At 70.0% G+C, this 18,564-nt stretch carries 17 protein-coding genes; 9 read left to right on the top strand and 8 right to left on the bottom strand.

Annotation, left to right across the window (positions count from 1 at the left end):
• Positions 1-545 precede the first annotated feature (545 nt).
• From rpmH to CKW28_RS23425, 9 genes are all read left to right on the top strand, one after another.
• A complete protein-coding gene (gene rpmH, locus CKW28_RS23465) occupies positions 546-689 on the top strand; it encodes a 50S ribosomal protein L34 (RefSeq protein WP_003919815.1) in 144 nt (47 codons plus the stop codon).
• A 21-nt stretch (positions 690-710) separates the two neighbouring features.
• The gene (gene rnpA / locus CKW28_RS23460) at positions 711-1,073 is read left to right on the top strand and encodes a ribonuclease P protein component (RefSeq protein ID WP_003925637.1); all 363 of its coding nucleotides are present in this window, start codon (positions 711-713) and stop codon (positions 1,071-1,073) included.
• The gene (yidD, locus tag CKW28_RS23455; RefSeq protein ID WP_003925636.1) at positions 1,070-1,381 is read left to right on the top strand and encodes a membrane protein insertion efficiency factor YidD; all 312 of its coding nucleotides are present in this window, start codon (positions 1,070-1,072) and stop codon (positions 1,379-1,381) included. Before rnpA ends, yidD begins: the two co-directional genes overlap by 4 nt.
• Positions 1,374-2,504: a membrane protein insertase YidC gene (yidC, locus tag CKW28_RS23450; RefSeq protein ID WP_003925635.1), complete on the top strand. Its 1,131-nt coding sequence runs from the start codon at positions 1,374-1,376 to the stop codon at positions 2,502-2,504. The genes yidD and yidC overlap by 8 nt, the downstream gene beginning before the upstream one ends.
• Positions 2,505-2,576: 72 nt before the next feature.
• A complete protein-coding gene (locus CKW28_RS23445) occupies positions 2,577-3,089 on the top strand; it encodes a Jag family protein (protein WP_003925634.1) in 513 nt (170 codons plus the stop codon).
• A 54-nt stretch (positions 3,090-3,143) separates the two neighbouring features.
• Positions 3,144-3,845 carry a 16S rRNA (guanine(527)-N(7))-methyltransferase RsmG gene (rsmG, locus tag CKW28_RS23440; RefSeq protein ID WP_003925633.1) on the top strand — a complete coding sequence of 234 codons (702 nt, stop codon included), beginning with the start codon at positions 3,144-3,146 and terminating at the stop codon, positions 3,843-3,845.
• A 23-nt stretch (positions 3,846-3,868) separates the two neighbouring features.
• Entirely contained in the window at positions 3,869-5,011 is a 1,143-nt protein-coding gene (locus tag CKW28_RS23435; protein ID WP_435405797.1) for a ParA family protein, read from the top strand.
• On the top strand, positions 5,008-5,994 hold the full coding sequence (locus CKW28_RS23430; RefSeq protein WP_040546983.1) for a ParB/RepB/Spo0J family partition protein: 987 nt from the start codon (positions 5,008-5,010) through the stop codon (positions 5,992-5,994). Before CKW28_RS23435 ends, CKW28_RS23430 begins: the two co-directional genes overlap by 4 nt.
• Before the next feature lie 152 nt (positions 5,995-6,146).
• Positions 6,147-6,929 (top strand): hypothetical protein, encoded by a 783-nt coding sequence (locus CKW28_RS23425; RefSeq protein ID WP_003925630.1) that lies wholly within the window; start codon positions 6,147-6,149, stop codon positions 6,927-6,929.
• A 33-nt stretch (positions 6,930-6,962) separates the two neighbouring features.
• On the opposite strand, the gene CKW28_RS23420 is transcribed toward CKW28_RS23425, so the two are convergent.
• The 8 genes from CKW28_RS23420 to CKW28_RS23385 all read right to left on the bottom strand — a co-directional run bounded on the left by CKW28_RS23420 (position 6,963) and on the right by CKW28_RS23385 (position 18,519).
• A complete protein-coding gene (locus tag CKW28_RS23420) occupies positions 6,963-8,159 on the bottom strand; it encodes an N-acetylmuramoyl-L-alanine amidase (RefSeq protein WP_003925629.1) in 1,197 nt (398 codons plus the stop codon).
• A 163-nt stretch (positions 8,160-8,322) separates the two neighbouring features.
• Positions 8,323-8,646 carry a thioredoxin gene (gene trxA, locus CKW28_RS23415; RefSeq protein ID WP_003925628.1) on the bottom strand — a complete coding sequence of 108 codons (324 nt, stop codon included), beginning with the start codon at positions 8,644-8,646 and terminating at the stop codon, positions 8,323-8,325.
• Positions 8,643-9,620 (bottom strand): thioredoxin-disulfide reductase, encoded by a 978-nt coding sequence (gene trxB / locus CKW28_RS23410; protein WP_003925627.1) that lies wholly within the window; start codon positions 9,618-9,620, stop codon positions 8,643-8,645. The genes trxA and trxB overlap by 4 nt, the downstream gene beginning before the upstream one ends.
• 143 nt (positions 9,621-9,763) lie before the next feature.
• Positions 9,764-10,504: an RsmA family anti-sigma factor gene (locus tag CKW28_RS23405; protein ID WP_003925626.1), complete on the bottom strand. Its 741-nt coding sequence runs from the start codon at positions 10,502-10,504 to the stop codon at positions 9,764-9,766.
• A 57-nt stretch (positions 10,505-10,561) separates the two neighbouring features.
• Positions 10,562-11,143 carry an RNA polymerase sigma factor SigM gene (gene sigM, locus CKW28_RS23400; RefSeq protein ID WP_003925625.1) on the bottom strand — a complete coding sequence of 194 codons (582 nt, stop codon included), beginning with the start codon at positions 11,141-11,143 and terminating at the stop codon, positions 10,562-10,564.
• A gap of 145 nt (positions 11,144-11,288) precedes the next feature.
• Complete coding sequence (gene murJ / locus CKW28_RS23395; protein ID WP_081475506.1) at positions 11,289-15,164, bottom strand: murein biosynthesis integral membrane protein MurJ; 3,876 nt, start codon at positions 15,162-15,164, stop codon at positions 11,289-11,291.
• Positions 15,161-17,617 carry a hypothetical protein gene (locus CKW28_RS23390; protein WP_061252243.1) on the bottom strand — a complete coding sequence of 819 codons (2,457 nt, stop codon included), beginning with the start codon at positions 17,615-17,617 and terminating at the stop codon, positions 15,161-15,163. Before CKW28_RS23390 ends, murJ begins: the two co-directional genes overlap by 4 nt.
• Positions 17,617-18,519 carry an NUDIX hydrolase gene (locus tag CKW28_RS23385; RefSeq protein ID WP_040546981.1) on the bottom strand — a complete coding sequence of 301 codons (903 nt, stop codon included), beginning with the start codon at positions 18,517-18,519 and terminating at the stop codon, positions 17,617-17,619. Before CKW28_RS23385 ends, CKW28_RS23390 begins: the two co-directional genes overlap by 1 nt.
• Positions 18,520-18,564: the final 45 nt, after the last annotated feature.

Genomic DNA, 18,564 nt, shown 5'->3' with positions numbered 1-18,564 from the left:
CGACTGCCACCCCCTTCAAGGCTGGTCCAGAGATGACCAGACGAGGCCGTGACCAACTGTCCACATAGTTATCCACAGGCTGTGGACAACGACAGCTGCCGTCGTGCCTCATGTCTGCCGGCGAGGATATCGCCATCGGAGCGCAACGTTGCGGCGAATCCGGAACGGGCTCGCGCTTGGTCGACGTTCTCGCTTGGTTGTCTACGCCGCCTCGTAACGAAACGGCCTTGCCAGAAGCTAACAGTTTTCTCTCCGAGTGCCAACCGTTCTGCAACATTCCGACAGGGATACTTGACAACCCATCTAACACGGTCGGGGGCCGGCCGGTTGTCGTGCGTTTACGCGGGTCGGGGCAGGTTTGACCCGAGGTAAAGTCGTCAGTACCCTCGAACAGTCGCCCGTAAGAGGTGACCCGGCTGCGACCCAGTTGCTGGAGACCGCGCCGGCAAGCGAGGTGGACGAGCTTATCAGCGGCACATCGCGTTCTCACGGCTCCTTTCCCGCCGTCGGGTGCGTGATGCGCCACACGACGAGGAGAGACAGCCGTGGCTAAGGGCAAGCGGACCTTTCAACCGAACAACCGGCGACGCGCGCGGGTCCACGGGTTCCGGCTGCGGATGCGGACGCGGGCCGGGCGGGCGATCGTGTCGAACCGTCGCCGTAAGGGCCGGCGTGCGCTGACCGCGTGATCCGACGCGGGATCGAGCGCGGTGCTGCCGGCGCGGTACCGGATGACGCGATCGAAGGATTTCGGTGCCACGGTGAGTCGCGGGGTGCGTGCTGCGCAGCCCGACCTCGTGGTGCATGCTCTGCGGGTGAGTGAAGACGCCTTCGACGGCGCACCGAAGATCGGATTGATCGTCTCCAAGGCGGTCGGGAACGCGGTGCAGCGGCACCGGGTGTCCCGGCGGCTGCGGCATGTGGCCGCGTCCCTGATCGACGATCTCGACCCCGCGGACCGGATCGTCATCCGCGCGTTGCCGCGCAGCCGGGACGCCGATTCGGCCCGGCTGGAACGTCAGCTGCGAGCTGCTCTGAAGCGGGTGCGCTCCGAAGACCGAGCACGGCGGTGAAGACTCTTCGCGCGGCGGGGTCCGCATCGGCACGGGCCCTGATCTTTCTCATCCGGCTGTATCAGCACACCATCTCCCCGTTGCGGCTACCCACCTGCCGCTTCACCCCGACGTGCAGCCAGTACGCGGTCGATGCCCTGACCGAGTACGGGCTGCTGCGCGGGATCGGGTTGACGGTGGTGCGCCTGTTGAAGTGTGGTCCATGGCATCGGGGAGGATGGGATCCGATCCCCGAGCGTCGCGAGGTTCGGCGCGACGCGGGAACGACCGCGACCGCCGACCGTGTCAGGAGCAAGGTGCGTGTTTAACTGGTTCAGCCTCGACATCATCTACTACCCGGTGTCGGGCATCATGTGGATCTGGTACAAGGTCTTCGCCTTCCTGTTGGGGCCGTCGAACTTCTTCGCGTGGGCCCTGTCGGTGATGTTCCTGGTGTTCACCCTGCGGGCGATCCTCTACAAGCCGTTCGTCCGGCAGATCCGGACCACCCGGCAGATGCAGGAACTGCAACCTCAGATCAAGGCGCTGCAGAAGAAGTACGGCAAGGACCGCCAGCGCATGGCGCTGGAGATGCAGAAGCTGCAGAAGGAACACGGGTTCAACCCGATCCTGGGCTGTTTGCCGATGCTGGCCCAGATCCCGGTGTTCATCGGGCTGTTCCACGTGTTGCGGTCGTTCAACCGCACCGGTGGATTCGGGATCGGCGCCCAGCACCTCGATCCGGAGGTGAACCGGACGCTGCCGAACTACTTCTTCAGCGCCGAGGACGTAGGCCACTTCCTGGACGCCAACCTCTTCGGGGCGCCGATCGGCGCGTGGATGACGCAGACCTCGGGTCTGGAGGCGTTCACGGTGTTCGACCGCACCGCGGTCATCGCGGTGGGTGTGCCACTGATGCTCGCGGCCGGTATCGCCACCTACTTCAACAGCCGCGCGTCGGTGGCCCGGCAGAGCCCGGAGGCCGCCGCGAACCCGCAGACCGCGATCATGAACAAGCTGGCGTTGTACGTGTTCCCGCTCGGCGTCGTGGTGGGCGGGCCGTTCCTGCCGATCGCGATCATCATCTACTGGTTCGCCAACAACATCTGGACCTTCGGTCAGCAGCACTACGTGTTCGGGATGATCGAGAAGGAAGAACAGGCCAAAAAGGAAGAGGCGCTGGCGCGGCGGGCGGCGAACGCCCCGGCGCCGGGAGCCAAACCCAGCCGGGCCCGCAAGGCCGGCGGAGCGTCGGGAGCGTCGGCTGAGAGTGCCACCGCGGCGGCCGCCCCCGGGGGCGAAGCGGACACCGCGGAGACGGGATCGGACACGAGGCCGACGCCGAAGACCAAAGGATCGGGTGGAGCGGGGCGCGCACCGAAACCGGGCGGGACGCCGCGGCCGGGAGCCCGGTCCGGATCGCGACCCAAGAAGAAGAAGAAGAAGCGTTGACACCGTCGGCCGGACGCGCGGGCACAGGGCACCGCGCAGTCGGCCGCGACGTCTGACCGAGGGAGATCAGAAATGACGGAAGCCGAGACCCCCCAGCGCAGCGATGCGGTGGATGACGATCTCGAAGAGCGGTTGGTCGCCGAGGGCGAATACGCGGGAGATTATCTCGAGGAGCTCTTGGACCTGCTCGATTTCGACGGCGACATCGATCTGGACGTCGAGGGTGACCGCGCGGTGGTCAGCATCGACGGCGGTAAGGATCTCACCAAGTTGGTCGGGCGCCGCGGCGAGGTGCTCGATGCGTTGCAGGAACTGACCCGGCTGGCTGTCCATCAGAAGACCGGCGAACGCAGCCGGTTGATGCTCGACATCGCCGGGTGGCGCCGCAGGCGTCGGGAGGAGTTGGCCGCCGAGGGGGAGAAGGTGGCGCGGCGAGTGCTCGAGACCGGCGAGCGGGAGGTGCTCGCCCCGATGACGCCGTTCGAGCGGAAGATCGTCCACGACGCGGTCGCGGCGATCCCCGGGGTCCGCAGTGAGAGCGAGGGCGTCGAACCGTCACGCCGTGTGGTCGTGCTGCCGGAGTAGCGAATCACATCTATGTAGTTTCGTCGGCTGCTGGGCCGCGGACGATCGCGGAGGATGTTTCACGTGAAACACGGTGCGGTGGCGGCCCCGCCTCCGGCGGCGGCGACGATCTTCGGCCCGGCGCTGGACCGGGCGCAGCGGTACGCGGCCATCCTGGCCGGAGCGGGTGTGGAGCGTGGGTTGTTGGGTCCGCGCGAAGTGGACCGGATCTGGGATCGGCACGTCCTCAACAGTGCGGTGACCAGCGAGCTGATCGAGCCCGGTGAGCGAGTCGCCGATATCGGTAGTGGCGCCGGCCTTCCGGGGATACCGTTGGCTCTGGCCCGTCCGGACCTCAGTATCACCCTCGTCGAACCGATGCTGCGCCGAAGTGAATTCCTCCACGAGGTGGTGGCGGAGCTCGACCTGGAGGTCCGGGTGGTGCGGGGCCGGGCCGAGGATCCGGCCGTACGCCGAGAAGTGGGGGAGATGGACGCCGTGACCTCGCGGGCGGTCGCCCCGCTGGACAAGCTCGCCCGGTGGAGCCTGCCGTTGCTGAAGCCGGGCGGCCACATGCTCGCGATCAAGGGCGCCCGCGCGGAGGCGGAGGTCGATGAACATCGGCGTGTACTGAACCGGTTGAAAGCGGTGGATGTCAGGGTGGTGAGATGTGGCGCGGACTTATTAGATCCTCCCGCGACGGTGGTGGTCGCTCGCCGCGCGGCCGCGAAGCAGGGCGGATATCCGCCGACACGATCGGGCAGGAGAAGGGGATGAGTGTGAGGCCGGAGCAGGGAGCGATGCCGAGTCGTCCACCGGAGGGTGGAACGCCCGGCGTTGTTTCACGTGAAACCAACCCCCCGCACAGGGCCGATGTTTCACGTGAAACACGGCCGCCCGCAGTCACCGTCCATCCCGGACGGAATACCGCCGCCCCGCCGGCCGCGCCCGTGGGCCCACCGGCTGCGCCGGTCGCCGCAGCGGTGCGCCCCGGGCCCGCCGCGGCCGACGCGTGGGCAGCCGACACCGTGGACACCCCGATCGGCGCGGAGGCGGAACGTGCCGTGCGGTTGCTGCATTCGGCCCGGCACGGTCAGCTGCCCCGACCGGCCCGCCAGCGGGTGTTCACCATCGCGAACCAGAAGGGCGGGGTCGGTAAGACCACGACCGCGGTGAACGTCGCGGCGGCGCTCGCCCTCCAGGGCCTCAAGACCCTGGTGATCGATCTCGATCCGCAGGGCAATGCCAGCACCGCGCTCGGCATCGAACACCGTCCGGGGACACCGTCGTCCTATGAGGTGTTGATCGGCGAGATCGAGCTGGAGACCGCGCTGCAGCGTAGCCCCCACAACGAACGGCTCTACTGTGTACCGGCCACCATCGACCTCGCCGGTGCCGAGATCGAGTTGGTGAGCATGGTCGCGCGCGAGGGCCGGCTGCGCGGTGCGCTGGCCGAGTTGAAGAACTACGACTTCGATTACGTCTTCATCGACTGCCCACCGTCGCTCGGTCTGCTCACCATCAACGCGTTGGTGGCGGCGCCGGAGGTGCTGATCCCGATCCAGTGCGAGTATTACGCGCTGGAGGGGGTGGGGCAGTTGCTCCGGAACATCCAGATGGTCAAGGCGCATCTGAATCCCGAACTGGAAGTCACCACCGTGCTGCTGACCATGTACGACGGCCGCACGAAACTGGCCGATCAGGTCGCCGCCGACGTGCGGGCCCATTTCGGTGACAAGGTGCTCCGGACGGTGATTCCCCGCAGCGTGAAGGTGTCCGAGGCACCCGGCTACGGCATGACGATTCTCGATTACGACGCGGGCTCCCGCGGGGCGATGAGCTATCTCGACGCCAGCCGGGAGATCGCCGAACGCGGCCTGCAGCAGGGTCGGCAGGCACAGCAACCCGGGACTGGTCAACCGAATTCGAAGGATCACGCATGACGCAACCGACTCGGAAACGGAGCGGCCTCGGCCGCGGTCTCGCCGCCCTCATTCCCACCGGACCCGACGGCAGCGGGGATCCGACGAGCCCACGGATGGGGTCTGCCGCGGCGGATGTCGTCATCGGGGGCGGCGCACAGGAGCCGCAACAGGACTCCGTCGGCGCGGTGTACCGCGAGATCGACCCGGTGGCGATCGAACCGAATCCGCGGCAGCCGCGGCAGGTGTTCGACGAAGAAGCGTTGGCCGAACTGGTCCATTCGATCCGCGAGTTCGGACTGATGCAGCCGATCGTGGTGCGACCGCTGCCGGACCCCCCGGCGGACAGTCCCGTCCGCTATCAGATCGTGATGGGGGAGCGGCGGTGGCGGGCGGCCCGTGAGGCCGGACTGGAGACCATCCCGGCCATCGTCCGGGAGACCGCCGATGACGGCATGCTGCGCGACGCCCTGTTGGAGAACATCCACCGGGTGCAACTGAACCCGCTCGAGGAGGCAGCGGCGTACCAGCAGTTGCTCGACGAGTTCAACGTGACACACGACGAACTCGCCGCGCGGATCGGGCGTTCGCGTCCGGTCATCACCAACACGATCCGGTTGCTGCGCCTGCCCGTTGCGGTGCAGCGGCGGGTCGCCGCCGGTGTGCTGTCCGCCGGGCATGCGCGGGCGCTGCTGGCGTTGGAGGGTGGTCCGGAACAGCAGGAGGAACTCGCCGCCCGGATCGTGGCGGAAGGGTTGTCGGTGCGGGCCACCGAGGAGGCCGTCACCCTCGCCAACCGCAACGGTCCGACGACACCGCCGGCGCCGCGCCGCAAGCCGATCCAGATGCCGGGCCTACAGGATGTCGCCGAACGGTTGTCCAACGCGTTCGACACCCGGGTCACGGTCAGCCTCGGCAAACGCAAGGGCAAGATCGTCGTCGAATTCGGGTCCGTCGACGATCTACAGCGGCTGGTCGAGTTGATGACCCCAGCACAAGACTGACCTGGGACACCGGATAATTACGTCACAGTGACACTCACCGCACCGCCCGGCGCCGCGAGGCCGGCTGAACCACCGAATCTCCTGTGTATCAAGGAGATTCGATCAGAAGTCGGTCTGCGCGCCGCCGCGCCCCGCGATATCGGGGAAATCTAGTGTCCACACGTATCGCACCGCTGCGGCTGGAGGCTTTCGACCAGTTGCCCAAGCATGCGCGGCGCTGCGTGTTCTGGGAGGTCGACCCGTCCACCATGCGCGGCGGTGATCACCTGGCCGACCCGGAGTTCGAGAAGGAAGCCTGGTTGTCCATGGTGATGCTGGAGTGGGGCTCATGCGGCCAGCTGGCCCTGCGCTCCCGCTCGCGGCGGCCCGGGCGGCCCACCGGTGACGGTGTGGATCGGATGGACCGGGACGCTGAGAACGATACGCATGATGAGCACTGTTTCGGGTACGCGTTCTACGCACCACCAGCAGTGGTGCCCAGGGCACGGTTGTTCCCCACCGGGCCGGTCAGCGCCGATGCGGTCCTGCTCACCGCGGTCGGGGTGGAGGAGGGGCCGGATCACGATGCGACGCCGCGGGATCTGCTGGCGGCGGTCGTCGGTGATCTGGTCCGGCGTGGTGTGCGGGCGCTCGAGGCGTTCGGCCGTACCGCCGAGGTCGGCGAACTGTCCGACCCGAACCGGGTACCCGCGGGACTGACCAGGGTGATGCAGACGCTGGGCGACTGCTCCGCCGGCCGCTGCGTGATCGCCGCCGATGTGCTCGAGGAGGTGGGTTTCGAGGTGGTCACCCCACACCGCTACTTCCCGAGACTGCGGCTGGAACTCGAACAGGGACTCGGTTGGAAGGCCGATGTCGAAGCGGCGCTGGAGCGGCTGTTCGCCGAGGTGCGGATCGAGGCGCCGGTGGGCGCCGGCGTCGGTCGCGTGATCTGACGCGCCACCGGGAACACCCGGTGAGATCCGGTGTCAGTTGGAGTGCATGCGGCCGGACTGTTCCACCGACAGCTCGTGGGCCAGCAGTTCGGCGAAGGTGAACGTACCGGTCGGACGGTCGTTCTTACCGAGCAGATAGAGCCGTTTGACCGCGGCGAGAATGCCTTCGGCGATCGCATCGCGGATCTGCGGGTCGGTCAACAGCGCGCGGTCACCCGGGTTGGTCAGATAGCCGATGTCGACCTGGACGGTGGGCATCCTGGTCAGCCGCAACAGATCCCAGGTGCGGCCGTGTGTGCGGCAGTCCTGTAATCCGGTGCGGGCCACGATCTCCCGCTGAATGAAGTCCGCCAGGTTCCGGCCGATCGTGGACACCGATCCGTGCGCGTTGCCGAAGTGGAACGACGCCACCCCGTGCGCGGCCGGTGATTTGTGCATGGCGCAGCGCAGGCTGATCATCAGGTCGGCGCCGACGGTGTTGGCGGTGGCGGCCCGTTCCGCGTCGGTGGGGCAGTGGTGGGCGGAACGCGACAGCGATGTCTCCATCCCGATCGCCGTCATCCGGCCTTCCAGCCGACTTGCCAAGTCCCACAGGATGTCTGCCTCGCTGATCGGACCGCGCGGGGTGGACATGATCAGGCCCCGCTCGGAGCCACCCAGCCCGGGGTCGATGATGATCCGTTTACCGGACAACCTCGGGCCGGACCGGCGCACCATCTCCTCCTCGCGGATGGCGTGCGGGGATCCGCCGGTGACCCGGGAACCGAGAAAATACAACGAGCGCAAGGTTTCCGGGCCGCAAATGCCGTCCGGGTAGAGCCCGTACTCCCGCTGGTAGGACATCAGGGCGTTGTGCGTCTGCAGGCCGAAATGCCCGTCCACCAGTCCGGTGTAGAACCCGAGTTCCTGCAACCGCAGCTGCAGGGTCGCGACGTCGTCGCCGTACATCGGGGCGCCGAACTGGTGCGACAGGGTACGGGCCCCCAACCGGTACGACGCCTCTTTCAGGGCCCGGTACGTCGCTTCGCCGACCACTCCGTCCACCAGCAGGCCGCGCTGCTGCTGGAAGGCGCGCACCGCCTGGTCGAGTTCGTCGTCGAAGTAATCCGGCACCACGTGGCGGCCGGTGCTCAGATCGTCGTCGGGATTGTCGATCAGGCCCAGGCCCGCCAGCGCCGCGCGGATCTCGGCGACCGCACTTCCGCGATCACCGCGACGCAGACTCGACATAACGCCTCCACGCTGGCCTTTCGGATATGGCCACCAGCGTCGGAGAGGCTGGTGGCCATATGTGAACTACTGGGGCATGAACTACTGGGGCACTACCGGGCCATTGTCGCAGACCACATTCGAAATACCGAAAACCGCAGGCCCGGTGGGCCGGGTCAGCCGGTCAGAGAGCGTCCTCGATTTCGCGCAGCAAGGCCGCCTTGCCCTTCGCTCCGACGATCCGCTTCACCGGTGTGCCGCCCTTGAACAGAATCATCGTCGGGATCGAGACCACCTGGAAATCCCGGGCGGCCTCCGGGTTGGCATCCACGTCGAGCTTGGCGACCTTCAGCGTGCCGGACTTCTCGTTGGCGATCTCCTCCAGCACCGGCGCCACCATCTTGCACGGACCGCACCAGTCGGCCCAGAAATCCACCAGAACCGGTGTGTCGCTGTCCAATACGTCGGTCTTGAAGGTGCTGTCGGTGACGGTGACGGTGCCACTCATCGGGGTGCTCCTATCAGATCGGTGTCCTCGGTGCTGGGGGTGCGGGGTTGCTCAGCCAACCACCGTTCGGCGTCGATGGCCGCCGCGCAGCCGGAGCCGGCCGCGGTGATCGCCTGTCGGTACGTGCGGTCGACCAGGTCGCCGGCGGCGAACACCCCCTCCACGGAGGTGGCGGTGGTGCGGCCCTTGACCAGCACATACCCGTCGTCGTCCAGATCCAGCTGGCCGCGCACCAGTTCGGAGCGCGGGTCGTGGCCGATCGCCACGAACACGCCGGTGACCGCCATGTGGGATTCCTCGCCGGTGACGGTGTTCCGCAACCGCACGCCGGTCACCTTCGGATCGCCCTCGATCGCGGTGACCTGGGTGTTGGTGACGAAGGTGATCTTCTCGTTGGCGCGGGCGCGTTCCAGCATGATGCGCGAGGCGCGGAACTCGTCGCGGCGGTGGATCAGGGTGACCTTGCGGGCGAACTTGGTCAAGAAGAGGGCCTCTTCCATCGCCGAGTCGCCACCGCCGACCACGATGATGTCCTGATCGCGGAAGAAGAACCCGTCACAGGTGGCGCAGGTGCTGACCCCCATGCCGATGAGTTCTTCCTCGCCGGGGACCCCGAGATGGCGGGCGGCGGCGCCCATGGCCAGGATCACCGCGCGGGCGCGGTGGGTCTCGTCGCCGACGGTCACGGTCTTGACCGGGCCCTGCAGCGATACCGCCTCGACGTCTTCCATCCGCAGATCGGCACCGAAGCGCAGCGCCTGTTCGCGCATCTGGTCCATCAGTTCCGGGCCCATGATGCCGTCGCGGAAACCGGGATAGTTCTCCACTTCGGTGGTGGTCATCAGTGCGCCCCCGAACTGGGTGCCCTCGAAGACGAGCGGCTTCAACTGGGCCCGGGCGGTGTAGATCGCCGCGGTGTACCCCGCGGGGCCGGACCCGATGATGATCACGTCGTGGATGGTCTGGTCGGACATATGGGCCTTTCTGCGCTGCGGCTGGCACCGGTTTTCAACACCAGCCTAAGCGGCACTGTTCCCGGCGGTGGGCGGCGGCTACGTCACACGCACATCGTCACACGCACATCACATGTGCCCGGCAGATCCCGCGGGCCCCGGTGTCACCGCTGGAATACGTGTCGTTCGGTGCGGATCGCCGGGCCGTCCGGCCCGCAGTCGGGCGCGACCACCACGGCGACGATCAGCCCGGCGGTGGTGCCGGGAAGCAGCAGCAGCACGCCGGGATCCCCGTCGACGGAGTGCGGCCGGGCGCCGAGCAGTGCGTCGGGGTCGGTGTAACCCAGCGCCCGCAGGCATCCGGTGCGCCGATCCGGCTCGGCCAGCGGCCCCAGCCGGGGCGGCACGGTCAGCAGTTCGCGCAGTTCGTCGTCCGGCACCCCGATCGGGGGGCGGGCCGTGGTGGCGGTGATGCGGTTGGCGGTGAGTTCCGGGGACGCCGCGGGGCCCGGTGCCGGTGTACCGGGCCGTGCGAGCAGCATGACGGCGCCCAGCCCGGCGGCCAGCAGCGCCGCGGTCACGCCCACCACGAGGGTGACGCGCCGCAGCGGTGGCAACGGGGAGCGCACCGCGTGCGCCGGACCGGGCCTGCCGGACCGGTCCCCGGTGGGTGGGGGAGCGGCCCGCAGAGCCGCGCCGATCCGCGCGGTCACCGCGGCCGGCACCTGTGGGGCCGAGTCGGTGTCGGTGGCCAGGCGGGCGAGCTCGGCGCGCACCCGGTCGGTGGCCTCGGGGTCGAGGGCACCGGGGGTCTCGGGACGTTCCGGCTCGAACGCGCCACCGTCCGATGGCGCGGGCCGGTCCGGACCGGCAGACCGGCGCCGAGCGTCGTCGTCGCTGTCCATCTCGCTCCCACCGGTCGGTGTGCAGGGGCCCGAGTGCAGACGCTACTGGGTCGAACGCTACTGCCGGCTGCGGGCTCCGACCGGTGATCGGCTGTCGAGATGCCTCAGCACGCCGGCCAGCTTCGCACGCGCCCGTGAACACCGGCTCTTGACGGTGCCCTCGGCCACGCCGAGCAGGCGGGCGGTCTCGGCCACCGAGTACCCCTGCATGTCCACCGCCACCACCGCGGCGCGTTGCTCGACCGGCAGGGTCATCAGCGCGCGCTGCACCACGATCGCGGTGTCCACCGCCGCGGTCGGATCACCGGTCGCCGCGACGTCGTCACGCAATGCCGCGGTGGGTCGGGACTTGTTGCGCCGCAATCGATCCAGACACGAGTTGACGACGATGCGGTGCAGCCAGCTGCTCACCGCGGAGTCGTACCGGAACGCCGGCGCGCTGCGGTGGGCCGACAGCATCGCCTCCTGCAGGGCGTCGGCGGCGTCCTCGGGGTGGCGGCTGGTGAGCCGGGCCAGCCGGTACAGCTGCCGGTGGTGGCGGTGGAACAGCTCCTCGAAGGCATAGCGGTCACCGTCGACATGTGCGGCCAGCAGCTCCGCGTCGGTCCGCGACCGGCGATCGTCCCCGAAGCTCTTCACAGCCGAACCGTAAGCGGTGCCGGCGCCCGTCCCCGGCACTTGTTTGCCGGCACCCGGGTATGGCGTGGTCAGCGCCGGTGCGGGCTGTGGATAACCGGGCTGTGGATTACTCGGGTGTGGGTGCGGCCACCCGGGTCAGGGACGCTCACTCACCGGGGGCGCGCAGGGTGATCTCGGCGATGTCGGTGCGGTTCTCGCCGTCGACCTGACCGAGCGTGGAGATCCACACCAGCAGATGCTCCGTCGCCCTGGGATTGTCGATCTCGATGGTGTTGCTGCCCGGCCGCATCCGGGTGGGCTGCGTCAGCGCCGTGGTGTCCTCCAGCGACGACGGATTGGCGCTGTCCGCCGACCGGATCTGGATCTCGGTGCCGGTGCTGTTGAGTCGGACGGTCACCGATCCGACCTCGGTCTCCTCGGGCAGGTCGAGCATCAGCCCGACCCCGTTCTTGAAGTTCGGGAACGGCACCGGGTCGGTGTAGGTGTCGGTGGGCCACGCCGTCGACGGATCGCCGTCGATGGCCAGTCCGGCCTGACCCGGTGAGTCCGCCCCGCCCATCGGGGAGAACACGGTGGCGCGCACCGGTTTGATCACCTCGCCGGGCGGCCCGGATTCCCGGGTGGCCGATGCGGTCGGGGTGGTGCCGCCCAGACCCAGGCTCTCCCGGTTGAGGTTGCCGCCGACGTCCCCGAAGATCCGGGACAGGATCGAACCGAGCACCACCAGCGCGAGGATGATGATCGCCGCGCCGACTCCGACCCCGATCAGCAGGGCCTTGCGCCGGCGGGCCTGAACTTCCGGGTCCTCGTCGGGCGCGTCGTGGAACCGGGTGGGCGGCGGCAGTTCGTCACCCTCGTCGACGGTGGTGATCACCTCGGTGCGGTCGGCCACCGCGGTGGCCTGTTGCAACAGGTTCAACAGCGTAGGGGCGCTGCGGATCCCGCCGCCCTCCTGCACCGCGCGGGCCGCGGCGGCGGAGATCTGGAACGGGATGTCGCGGTCGACGGTCCGCGGTTCCACGGCCTCTCCGGCGGCGTCGCGGGCCGCCGGCGCCAGCCCGCTGGGGGATCCGCTCTCCGGCAGCGGCCAGCGGTTGATCAGCAGCGCGTACAACGCCGCGCCGATGCCGCGGATGTCGTCCTCGGGTTCGGCGTCGGGCATGGTGGCCGGAAACGCCAGCGCCACATCGCCCTCGATGCTCACCCGCACCCGCGCCGGATGGTCGATCGACAGCGCGACCCCGTCGCGGTGGGCGGCCTCGGCCGCCGCCGCCAGCGACTGAATCGCCCGGGCCCCGCCGATGGGGGACGGTGAGGTGTCGGCGACCTCGGCCAGCGAACCGCCGCGGATCCACTCCGAGACGATCAGCCCGCCGGATCCGGTGTTGAGCACATCGAGCACCCGGGCGATGCCGGGCATGTTGAGGCGGCTGAGTTTGAGGGTGCGGGACAGGATCTGCTGCACCTGCTCGTCGGGCAGCATGGCGTCCGGGTCGACGAACGTCAGTGCCACCTGCCGGTCCAGGGCGGTGTCCAGCGCCTGCCAGAACTGCAGGTGCTCCGGCCCGCCGTGGAACACCAGCAGCCGGTAGCGGCCGCCGCCGACGGTGGCACCCGGGATCAGGTGGACATCCTCTTCGGCGGTCGCGGCCTCGATCGCCGGTTCCCGCGGATAGTCGAATGCCAGCGGTTCGCGGCTGGGGTCACCGCCGTAGTCGGCCGGCGGACGCCCCGACATCACCGGGCGGGCCGTCTCGGTGGTCGCCGCGGTGCCGGTGTCGATGGCCCTCCTGTCGATGGCCCTCCTGTCGACGGACTCCGTGGCACCGGCGACCTCCGGGGGCCCATCGGCCGGGTGCGCACCACCCCCGTCCGCTTCCAGCACATCAGGCTCGAAGTCGTCGGCCGACGGGCGCGCCTCGCCCGCCAGCGAGGCGCTCCGGCTCGACTCGGCGGCCGAGGGCCGGGGCAGTCTGGTCGTGGTGGTCCGGTCAGGCGTTGGCGCGGCGCCGGTTGCGGGGTCGTCAGTCACCGCTGGTCCTTTCCGCATTCCCGCTCCGGCCGCGGTTGCCGGAGTTCCTTGTGCGGCCGGGGCCGGCGCACCGGTCCGCCGCGTCGGATCGGAAGTCCTCTGCTCAGGGTACGGGAAACGCGCTCCGGGCCGGGATTCGTCCGCGGTAGTCGCCGCCGGGTTGGCTGTCGGCGCCGGTGCAGCGGCGGTCACCGGCGCAGGTCCGCTCGCCGGTGTTTTGCCGAATCGGCGTCGCACCGCAGCCACCGCGGCCTCGGCCTCGGGCACCCTGGCGAACCACAGGAACGCCGCGATGACCGGCGCCATGATCAACCCGAGCACCAGCAGCCGAAGCAGCGAACCGGCCCCGCCGCCGTTTGCGGTGAGCTGCTCCAGCCCGAGCAGTTGATCGGCTATCTGCCCGATCAGTGCCGCGGTCAGCGAGGCCGCGATGGTCACCAGCACGGTCCGCACCACGGCCGGCTCCAGCAACCGCCCGCCGGGCGGGTCCAGATGGGCCCGCAGCAGCAGGTGGCCGACCACCGCGCCGGCGGCGAACCCGAGCCCGTTGGCCAGGCCCAGATAGCCCGCCACCAGGTCCGGATCACTGGTCAGATGGGGTGCGGCCACCGACGCGGCGATCTTGACCGCGGTGATCACCACGATCACGATGATCGGGGTCCACGGTCTCTCCCGGGCGTAGAAGACCCGCAGCTGCAGCAACACCAACGCATAGGGGATCAGGGTGAACGCCGACAGCGTGATCGCCATCCCCAGATAGCCGGCGTCGACCGAGCCGAAGTTGCCGTAGGCGAACAGCGCGGTACCGATCGCGGGTCCGCCGACGGTCATCACCGCGACGATCGGGATCAGCGTCACCATGGTCAGCCGGATGGCAAGCGCGAAATCCCGCAGCACGGCGGGGACGTCCTCGGCCGCGGCGTTGCGGCTCAACCGCGGCATCACCACGGTCAGCACGGTGACGCCGATCATGCCGAACGGCAGCATCAGCACCAGCCAGGTGTAGTTGTAGATGGCCGGACCGGACGCCGCCGCGCCGCTGGCGATCTGGTTGCCGACGACCAGGCCGATCTGGCTGATCAGCACGTAGAGCACCATCGCCGCGGCCATCGTGCCGAACCGTTTCAGCCGGTCGTCGATGCCCCACAGCGGCCGCAGGCTGATCCGCTCCCTGCGGATCGCCACCACCAGCACGCCGCACTGGGCGACCACACCCAGCGTGGTGCCGATGCCCAGCACCAGCAGTTTGGCGTTGCCCATCTCGACCGGGTCGACCGACAGTTCGCCGGGCACCAGCAGATACAGGCCGAGCGTCGCGATCGCGACCACGTTGTTGACGACCGGCGCCCAGGCCGGCGGCCCGAACACGTTGCGGGTGTTGAGGATCGCCATGAACACCGACGACAGGCCGTAGAACAGCACCTGCGGCAGCAGCAGATACGCGAACGCGGTGGTGAGCGGTTCGTTGACCTGCGGATCGCCGCCGAGCATCAGCCGGGTGAGCGCGGGCGCGGCCGCCACCGAGATCAACGTGGTAACCAGCAGCAGGGTGGTGGCCAGGGTGACCAGCCGGCGGATGAACGCCGTCCCGCCGTCCGGGTCGTCGCGTTCGGCGCGGGCCAGCACCGGCACGAAGATCGCGGTGAACGTGGCCTCCAGCACCAGCGCGGCGATCAGGTTGGGCAGCTGATTGGCGACGGTGAACGCGCTGGACAGCGCGGCGCCCAGGATCGCGGCCAGCAACACGATCCGCAGGAACCCGGTGATCCGGCTGACCAGGGTGGCCATCGCCATCCCCCAGGACCGCGACACCACCGCGGCATCGGACAGTTCCGGCCGGCCGGCGGCCCGCCGGGGCGCGGGACCACGCCGGATGCGCTGCGGTGGCGCGATGCGCGGCGGCGGGGCGGGGGTGGGCGGCAGTCCGGTGCCCGGCACCCGGCCCGGAGAGGGCGGCCGGGAGCCGGCCCCCGTCGTGGGCGGACTCATGTGTCCCCACCGAGCCCGGCGCCGGTGTCCGCCCCGGTGCGGCTGCGTGATCGACCCGGGTCGCCCGGCGCGTCGGGAGCCGAGTCGGGTGCGGCGGTGTCGGTGGCCGGGTCGTAGTGCAGCGCGACCTCCAGCGGGTCCGGGCGGTCCAGGTCGGCCGGATCGGGCTGGCCGCGGAACCGGTGCCACAACCGCCGGCCGGCCAGGAACACCAGCACCGCCCCGGCGGACAGGGTGATGAAGAACAGCACCTGGCCGTAGGCGTTGGAGTGCACCGACAGCCGCACCGGCTCGCCGACGGGCAGGCCGTCGGCGGTGGTCAGCGCCACGTCGACGGCGAACCGCTGGGTGAAGTGGACCTCGACCGGGACGCGCAGCGGCAGATAGCCGGGCGGCAGTTCGATCTCGCCGAGATCGGTGACCGTCATGCCGGGCGGGGCGTCGACGTGCAGCCTGACCCGGATCGGCACCGCGAGGTCGTTGCGCAGCGCCAGCGGCAGCGGGCTGCGTTCGGTGGCCAGGGTGTAGGAGTCGCCCGGGTTGACGACGGTGACCGCGCGGAACAGGTTGTCCACCGTCGCGCCGACGGTGTCGAGCCGCTGGCGGGCCAGCGCGTTGCGGGCGTCGACCGGCACCGCCTGGCTCAGCGCCCGCAGCATGTCCTCGCGCAACGGCGCGGTGTAGCCGGTGCCGGTCAACCCGGTGCGGTGGTCGGTGGTCAGCGCCGCGGTCAGACCCCACAACCGGCCGGTCACCGCGCCGATCCCGGCGGTGATCGCGTCGTCGATCCGGGCGTCGGGGTTTCCCGCCTGCGCGGGCGGCGACTGTTCGGTGTCGGCGGGCACCGCGGCGGTCTCGGCGATCAGCTGGGGCAGCGGGCGCGGCTCGGCCAGCCCGGCCCGGATGGCGGTGGCCACCGCCGACAGGATCGCCTGGGCGTCCTCGGCGTGCAGGTTCCAGGTGGGCGGCGGCAGCAGGATCTGATCGCGCGGTGTGGTGTCGGGTCGCAGGCTGCGCCACAGCAGCGCCCCGAGGGCCGATTGGCGGCGGGCCACCTGGGAATCGCCGGCCAGCGGGATGTGCAGCGACGGATCCAGGTAGGACGGGGTGGTCGGGTCGATGCCGGCCCCGGCGAGCGCGGCCCCCACCGCGGGGTCGAACGGTGCGGCCACCACCTGCGGCCGGTACCGCACCGGGGTGAGGTCCGCGTCGGCGGGCAGGCCGGTGGCGGCGTCCTGCGCCGGGGTGTCGGCGGCCGCGATCGCCACGGTGTCACCCTGCTGGGCGAGCAGCTCGACGGCCGGGCCGGTCAGCGGGCCGTCCGCCAACAGGGTGGCGCCGCGGGTGGATTCGACGCCGAGGATCTGGTCGACGATGTTGGCGGCGCCGCGGGTGGCGATGGTGCTCAGACCGGGGTCGCCGACGCGGTGCAGCGCGTCCAGGTCGGTCTGCGCGAACACGGTGGACACCACACACATCCGGGTCGCCAGTTCTCGGAGCCGGTCGAGCCAGGTGACCGCGGCCTCGGTGCCGCTGCCGGGGCGCACCGGGGTTCCGGGCCCGATGTCCGGCCCGTCGTTGACGACGTACCCGGCGGTCATGGCGTTGACCGTGATGAGCAGATCGGGGTCGACCGCCAGGCACAGGGTGCGGCTGAGGTCGCCGCGGGAGTCGACGGCCGGGCGGGTGGCGAAGTCGACCGCGGCCAGCAGCGTGTCCAACCGGCCGCCCGGCGCCAGCGACACCGCGAGTTCGTCGTCGACCAACCGGACCGGGGTGGTGCCGCCGGGAGCGCCGGCGGCCAGCCGCGGCCTGTCGGCCAGCGGCCAGAACACGGTGTACCGCACCGGGGCCGAAATGTCCGGCGGTACCACCGAACTCAGCGCGGCACCGGAATCGGCGCCGTCGCCGGGCACCCCGAGCACCGGGAGCAGGAACCGGGAGTCGTCGAGCCGGGCCGGCGCCCCGTAGTCGGGGGTGCCGTTGATGTTCACCATCAACGGATAGACGCCCGGCTCGGTGATGTTGAGCGCCGAACCCTGCGTGGACCGCAGCGGATAGCTGAGCGTGAACGTGATGTCCTCACCGCGGTCGAGTTCGGGTGCCACATCGATGAAGTCGGCGACCGGCAGGTACTGGTCGACGTTGCCGCCGAGGTTGGTGCGCAGGCCCGCCGAGGTGGTCACCGCCGGCGCGAGTTCCAGCCGGGCCACCACGTCGCGCACCGGCCGGTCCCCGACATTGGTCACCGTCGCCACCACCGTGACGTCGTCGTCGCTGGTGGTGGTCAGCACATCGGGGGTGATGCGGTCGATGCGCACCTGCAGGAAGGTTCCGGAGCCGGCTTCGGTGGCCGCGGCGTGCTGGACCGGGACCGTCATCAGCGCGACTGCGAGCACTGCGAGGACGGCCAGGAGGCGGGGGAGCAACGCGCCGCGTGCTCGACTGGCCATCACGGTCCTTTTCCGCAGCCGTTCGTCCGCCGGCCGGAGGAGTTGGCCGCGCCGCGCTCGCGGCCCTCACCCCGGGAGTGGGCCGCGCTGTCGTCGCGGCGACGGCTGCTACGGGTACGCGAATGAGTCTGGGGGCGCCGCCGAGGCGCCATCTGCGGCAGCGGCGGCAGGGCCTGCGGACCGTGGGTCTGCAGGGTGTCGATCAACTCCCCGGCGACCTCGGCGAGTCGGCGTTCGTCGGCGTAGGCCAGCCGGGTGGGCAGCTCGCTGAGTGGCACCCAGGCCACCTCGCTCACCTCGACGTCGTCGTCGGACAGTTCACCGCCGAGGAACCGCATCAGATAATGGTGCACCGTCTTGTGGACGCGGCGGCCCTCGGTGACGAACCAGTAGTCGATGCTGCCGAGGGCGGCCAGCACGGCGCCCTGGACGCCGGTCTCCTCGGCCACCTCGCGGATGGCGGTCTGCTCGGCGGTCTCACCCATCTCGATGTGGCCCTTCGGCAGTGACCACAGCATCCTGCCGCGCCGGTCGAGACGGCCGATCAGCGCCGCGACCTGCTTCTCCTTGGGTCCGTCGAGGCCGTCGATGACCAGCCCGCCGGCGGACGTCTCGTGCACGGTGCGCAACCGGTTGGGGGCGCGCCGCGGCCGGGACCGGGGTTTCCGGTCGGGTTTCCCGTCCGGCTTGTGGTCCGGCTTGGCGCGGGAATGCGCGCCCGGTTTCGGCGGGAATTCGGTGGGGCGGGTTTCGGTCGTGTCGCACCCGTCCTCGGCGGGGACGGCGATATTGTGTCGGCCGGAAATGTCCGGTTCGGGGGTCGGCCGGGGCGGACCTGCCGCGCGTCGGCCGCGGCGCCGACCTCGGCGCCGTCTAGGTTTGGCCCACTCGCCCTCCGACACCCAAGCGATAGTAGCTGGCACCCGGATGCCGCCCGGGCGTACTCG

The sequence above is a fragment of the Mycolicibacterium thermoresistibile genome, from assembly GCF_900187065.1.
Taxonomy (GTDB): Bacteria; Actinomycetota; Actinomycetes; order Mycobacteriales; family Mycobacteriaceae; genus Mycobacterium; species Mycobacterium thermoresistibile.
The sequence above is the reverse complement of the archived record's forward strand: the minus strand, read 5'-3'. Positions and strand labels throughout refer to the sequence as shown.

Excerpts from the sequence above, each read along its gene's own strand:
- trxB (WP_003925627.1), bottom strand. The coding sequence starts at position 9,620 with ATGTCCGACCAGACCATCCACGACGTGATCATCATCGGGTCCGGCCCC.
- murJ (WP_081475506.1), bottom strand. The coding sequence starts at position 15,164 with ATGAGTCCGCCCACGACGGGGGCCGGCTCCCGGCCGCCCTCTCCGGGC.
- rsmG (WP_003925633.1), top strand. The coding sequence starts at position 3,144 with ATGTTTCACGTGAAACACGGTGCGGTGGCGGCCCCGCCTCCGGCGGCG.
- CKW28_RS23405 (WP_003925626.1), bottom strand. The coding sequence starts at position 10,504 with ATGGACAGCGACGACGACGCTCGGCGCCGGTCTGCCGGTCCGGACCGG.
- CKW28_RS23445 (WP_003925634.1), top strand. The coding sequence starts at position 2,577 with ATGACGGAAGCCGAGACCCCCCAGCGCAGCGATGCGGTGGATGACGAT.
- CKW28_RS23420 (WP_003925629.1), bottom strand. The coding sequence starts at position 8,159 with ATGTCGAGTCTGCGTCGCGGTGATCGCGGAAGTGCGGTCGCCGAGATC.
- CKW28_RS23435 (WP_435405797.1), top strand. The coding sequence starts at position 3,869 with ATGCCGAGTCGTCCACCGGAGGGTGGAACGCCCGGCGTTGTTTCACGT.
- CKW28_RS23390 (WP_061252243.1), bottom strand. The coding sequence starts at position 17,617 with ATGGCCAGTCGAGCACGCGGCGCGTTGCTCCCCCGCCTCCTGGCCGTC.
- CKW28_RS23430 (WP_040546983.1), top strand. The coding sequence starts at position 5,008 with ATGACGCAACCGACTCGGAAACGGAGCGGCCTCGGCCGCGGTCTCGCC.
- trxA (WP_003925628.1), bottom strand. The coding sequence starts at position 8,646 with ATGAGTGGCACCGTCACCGTCACCGACAGCACCTTCAAGACCGACGTA.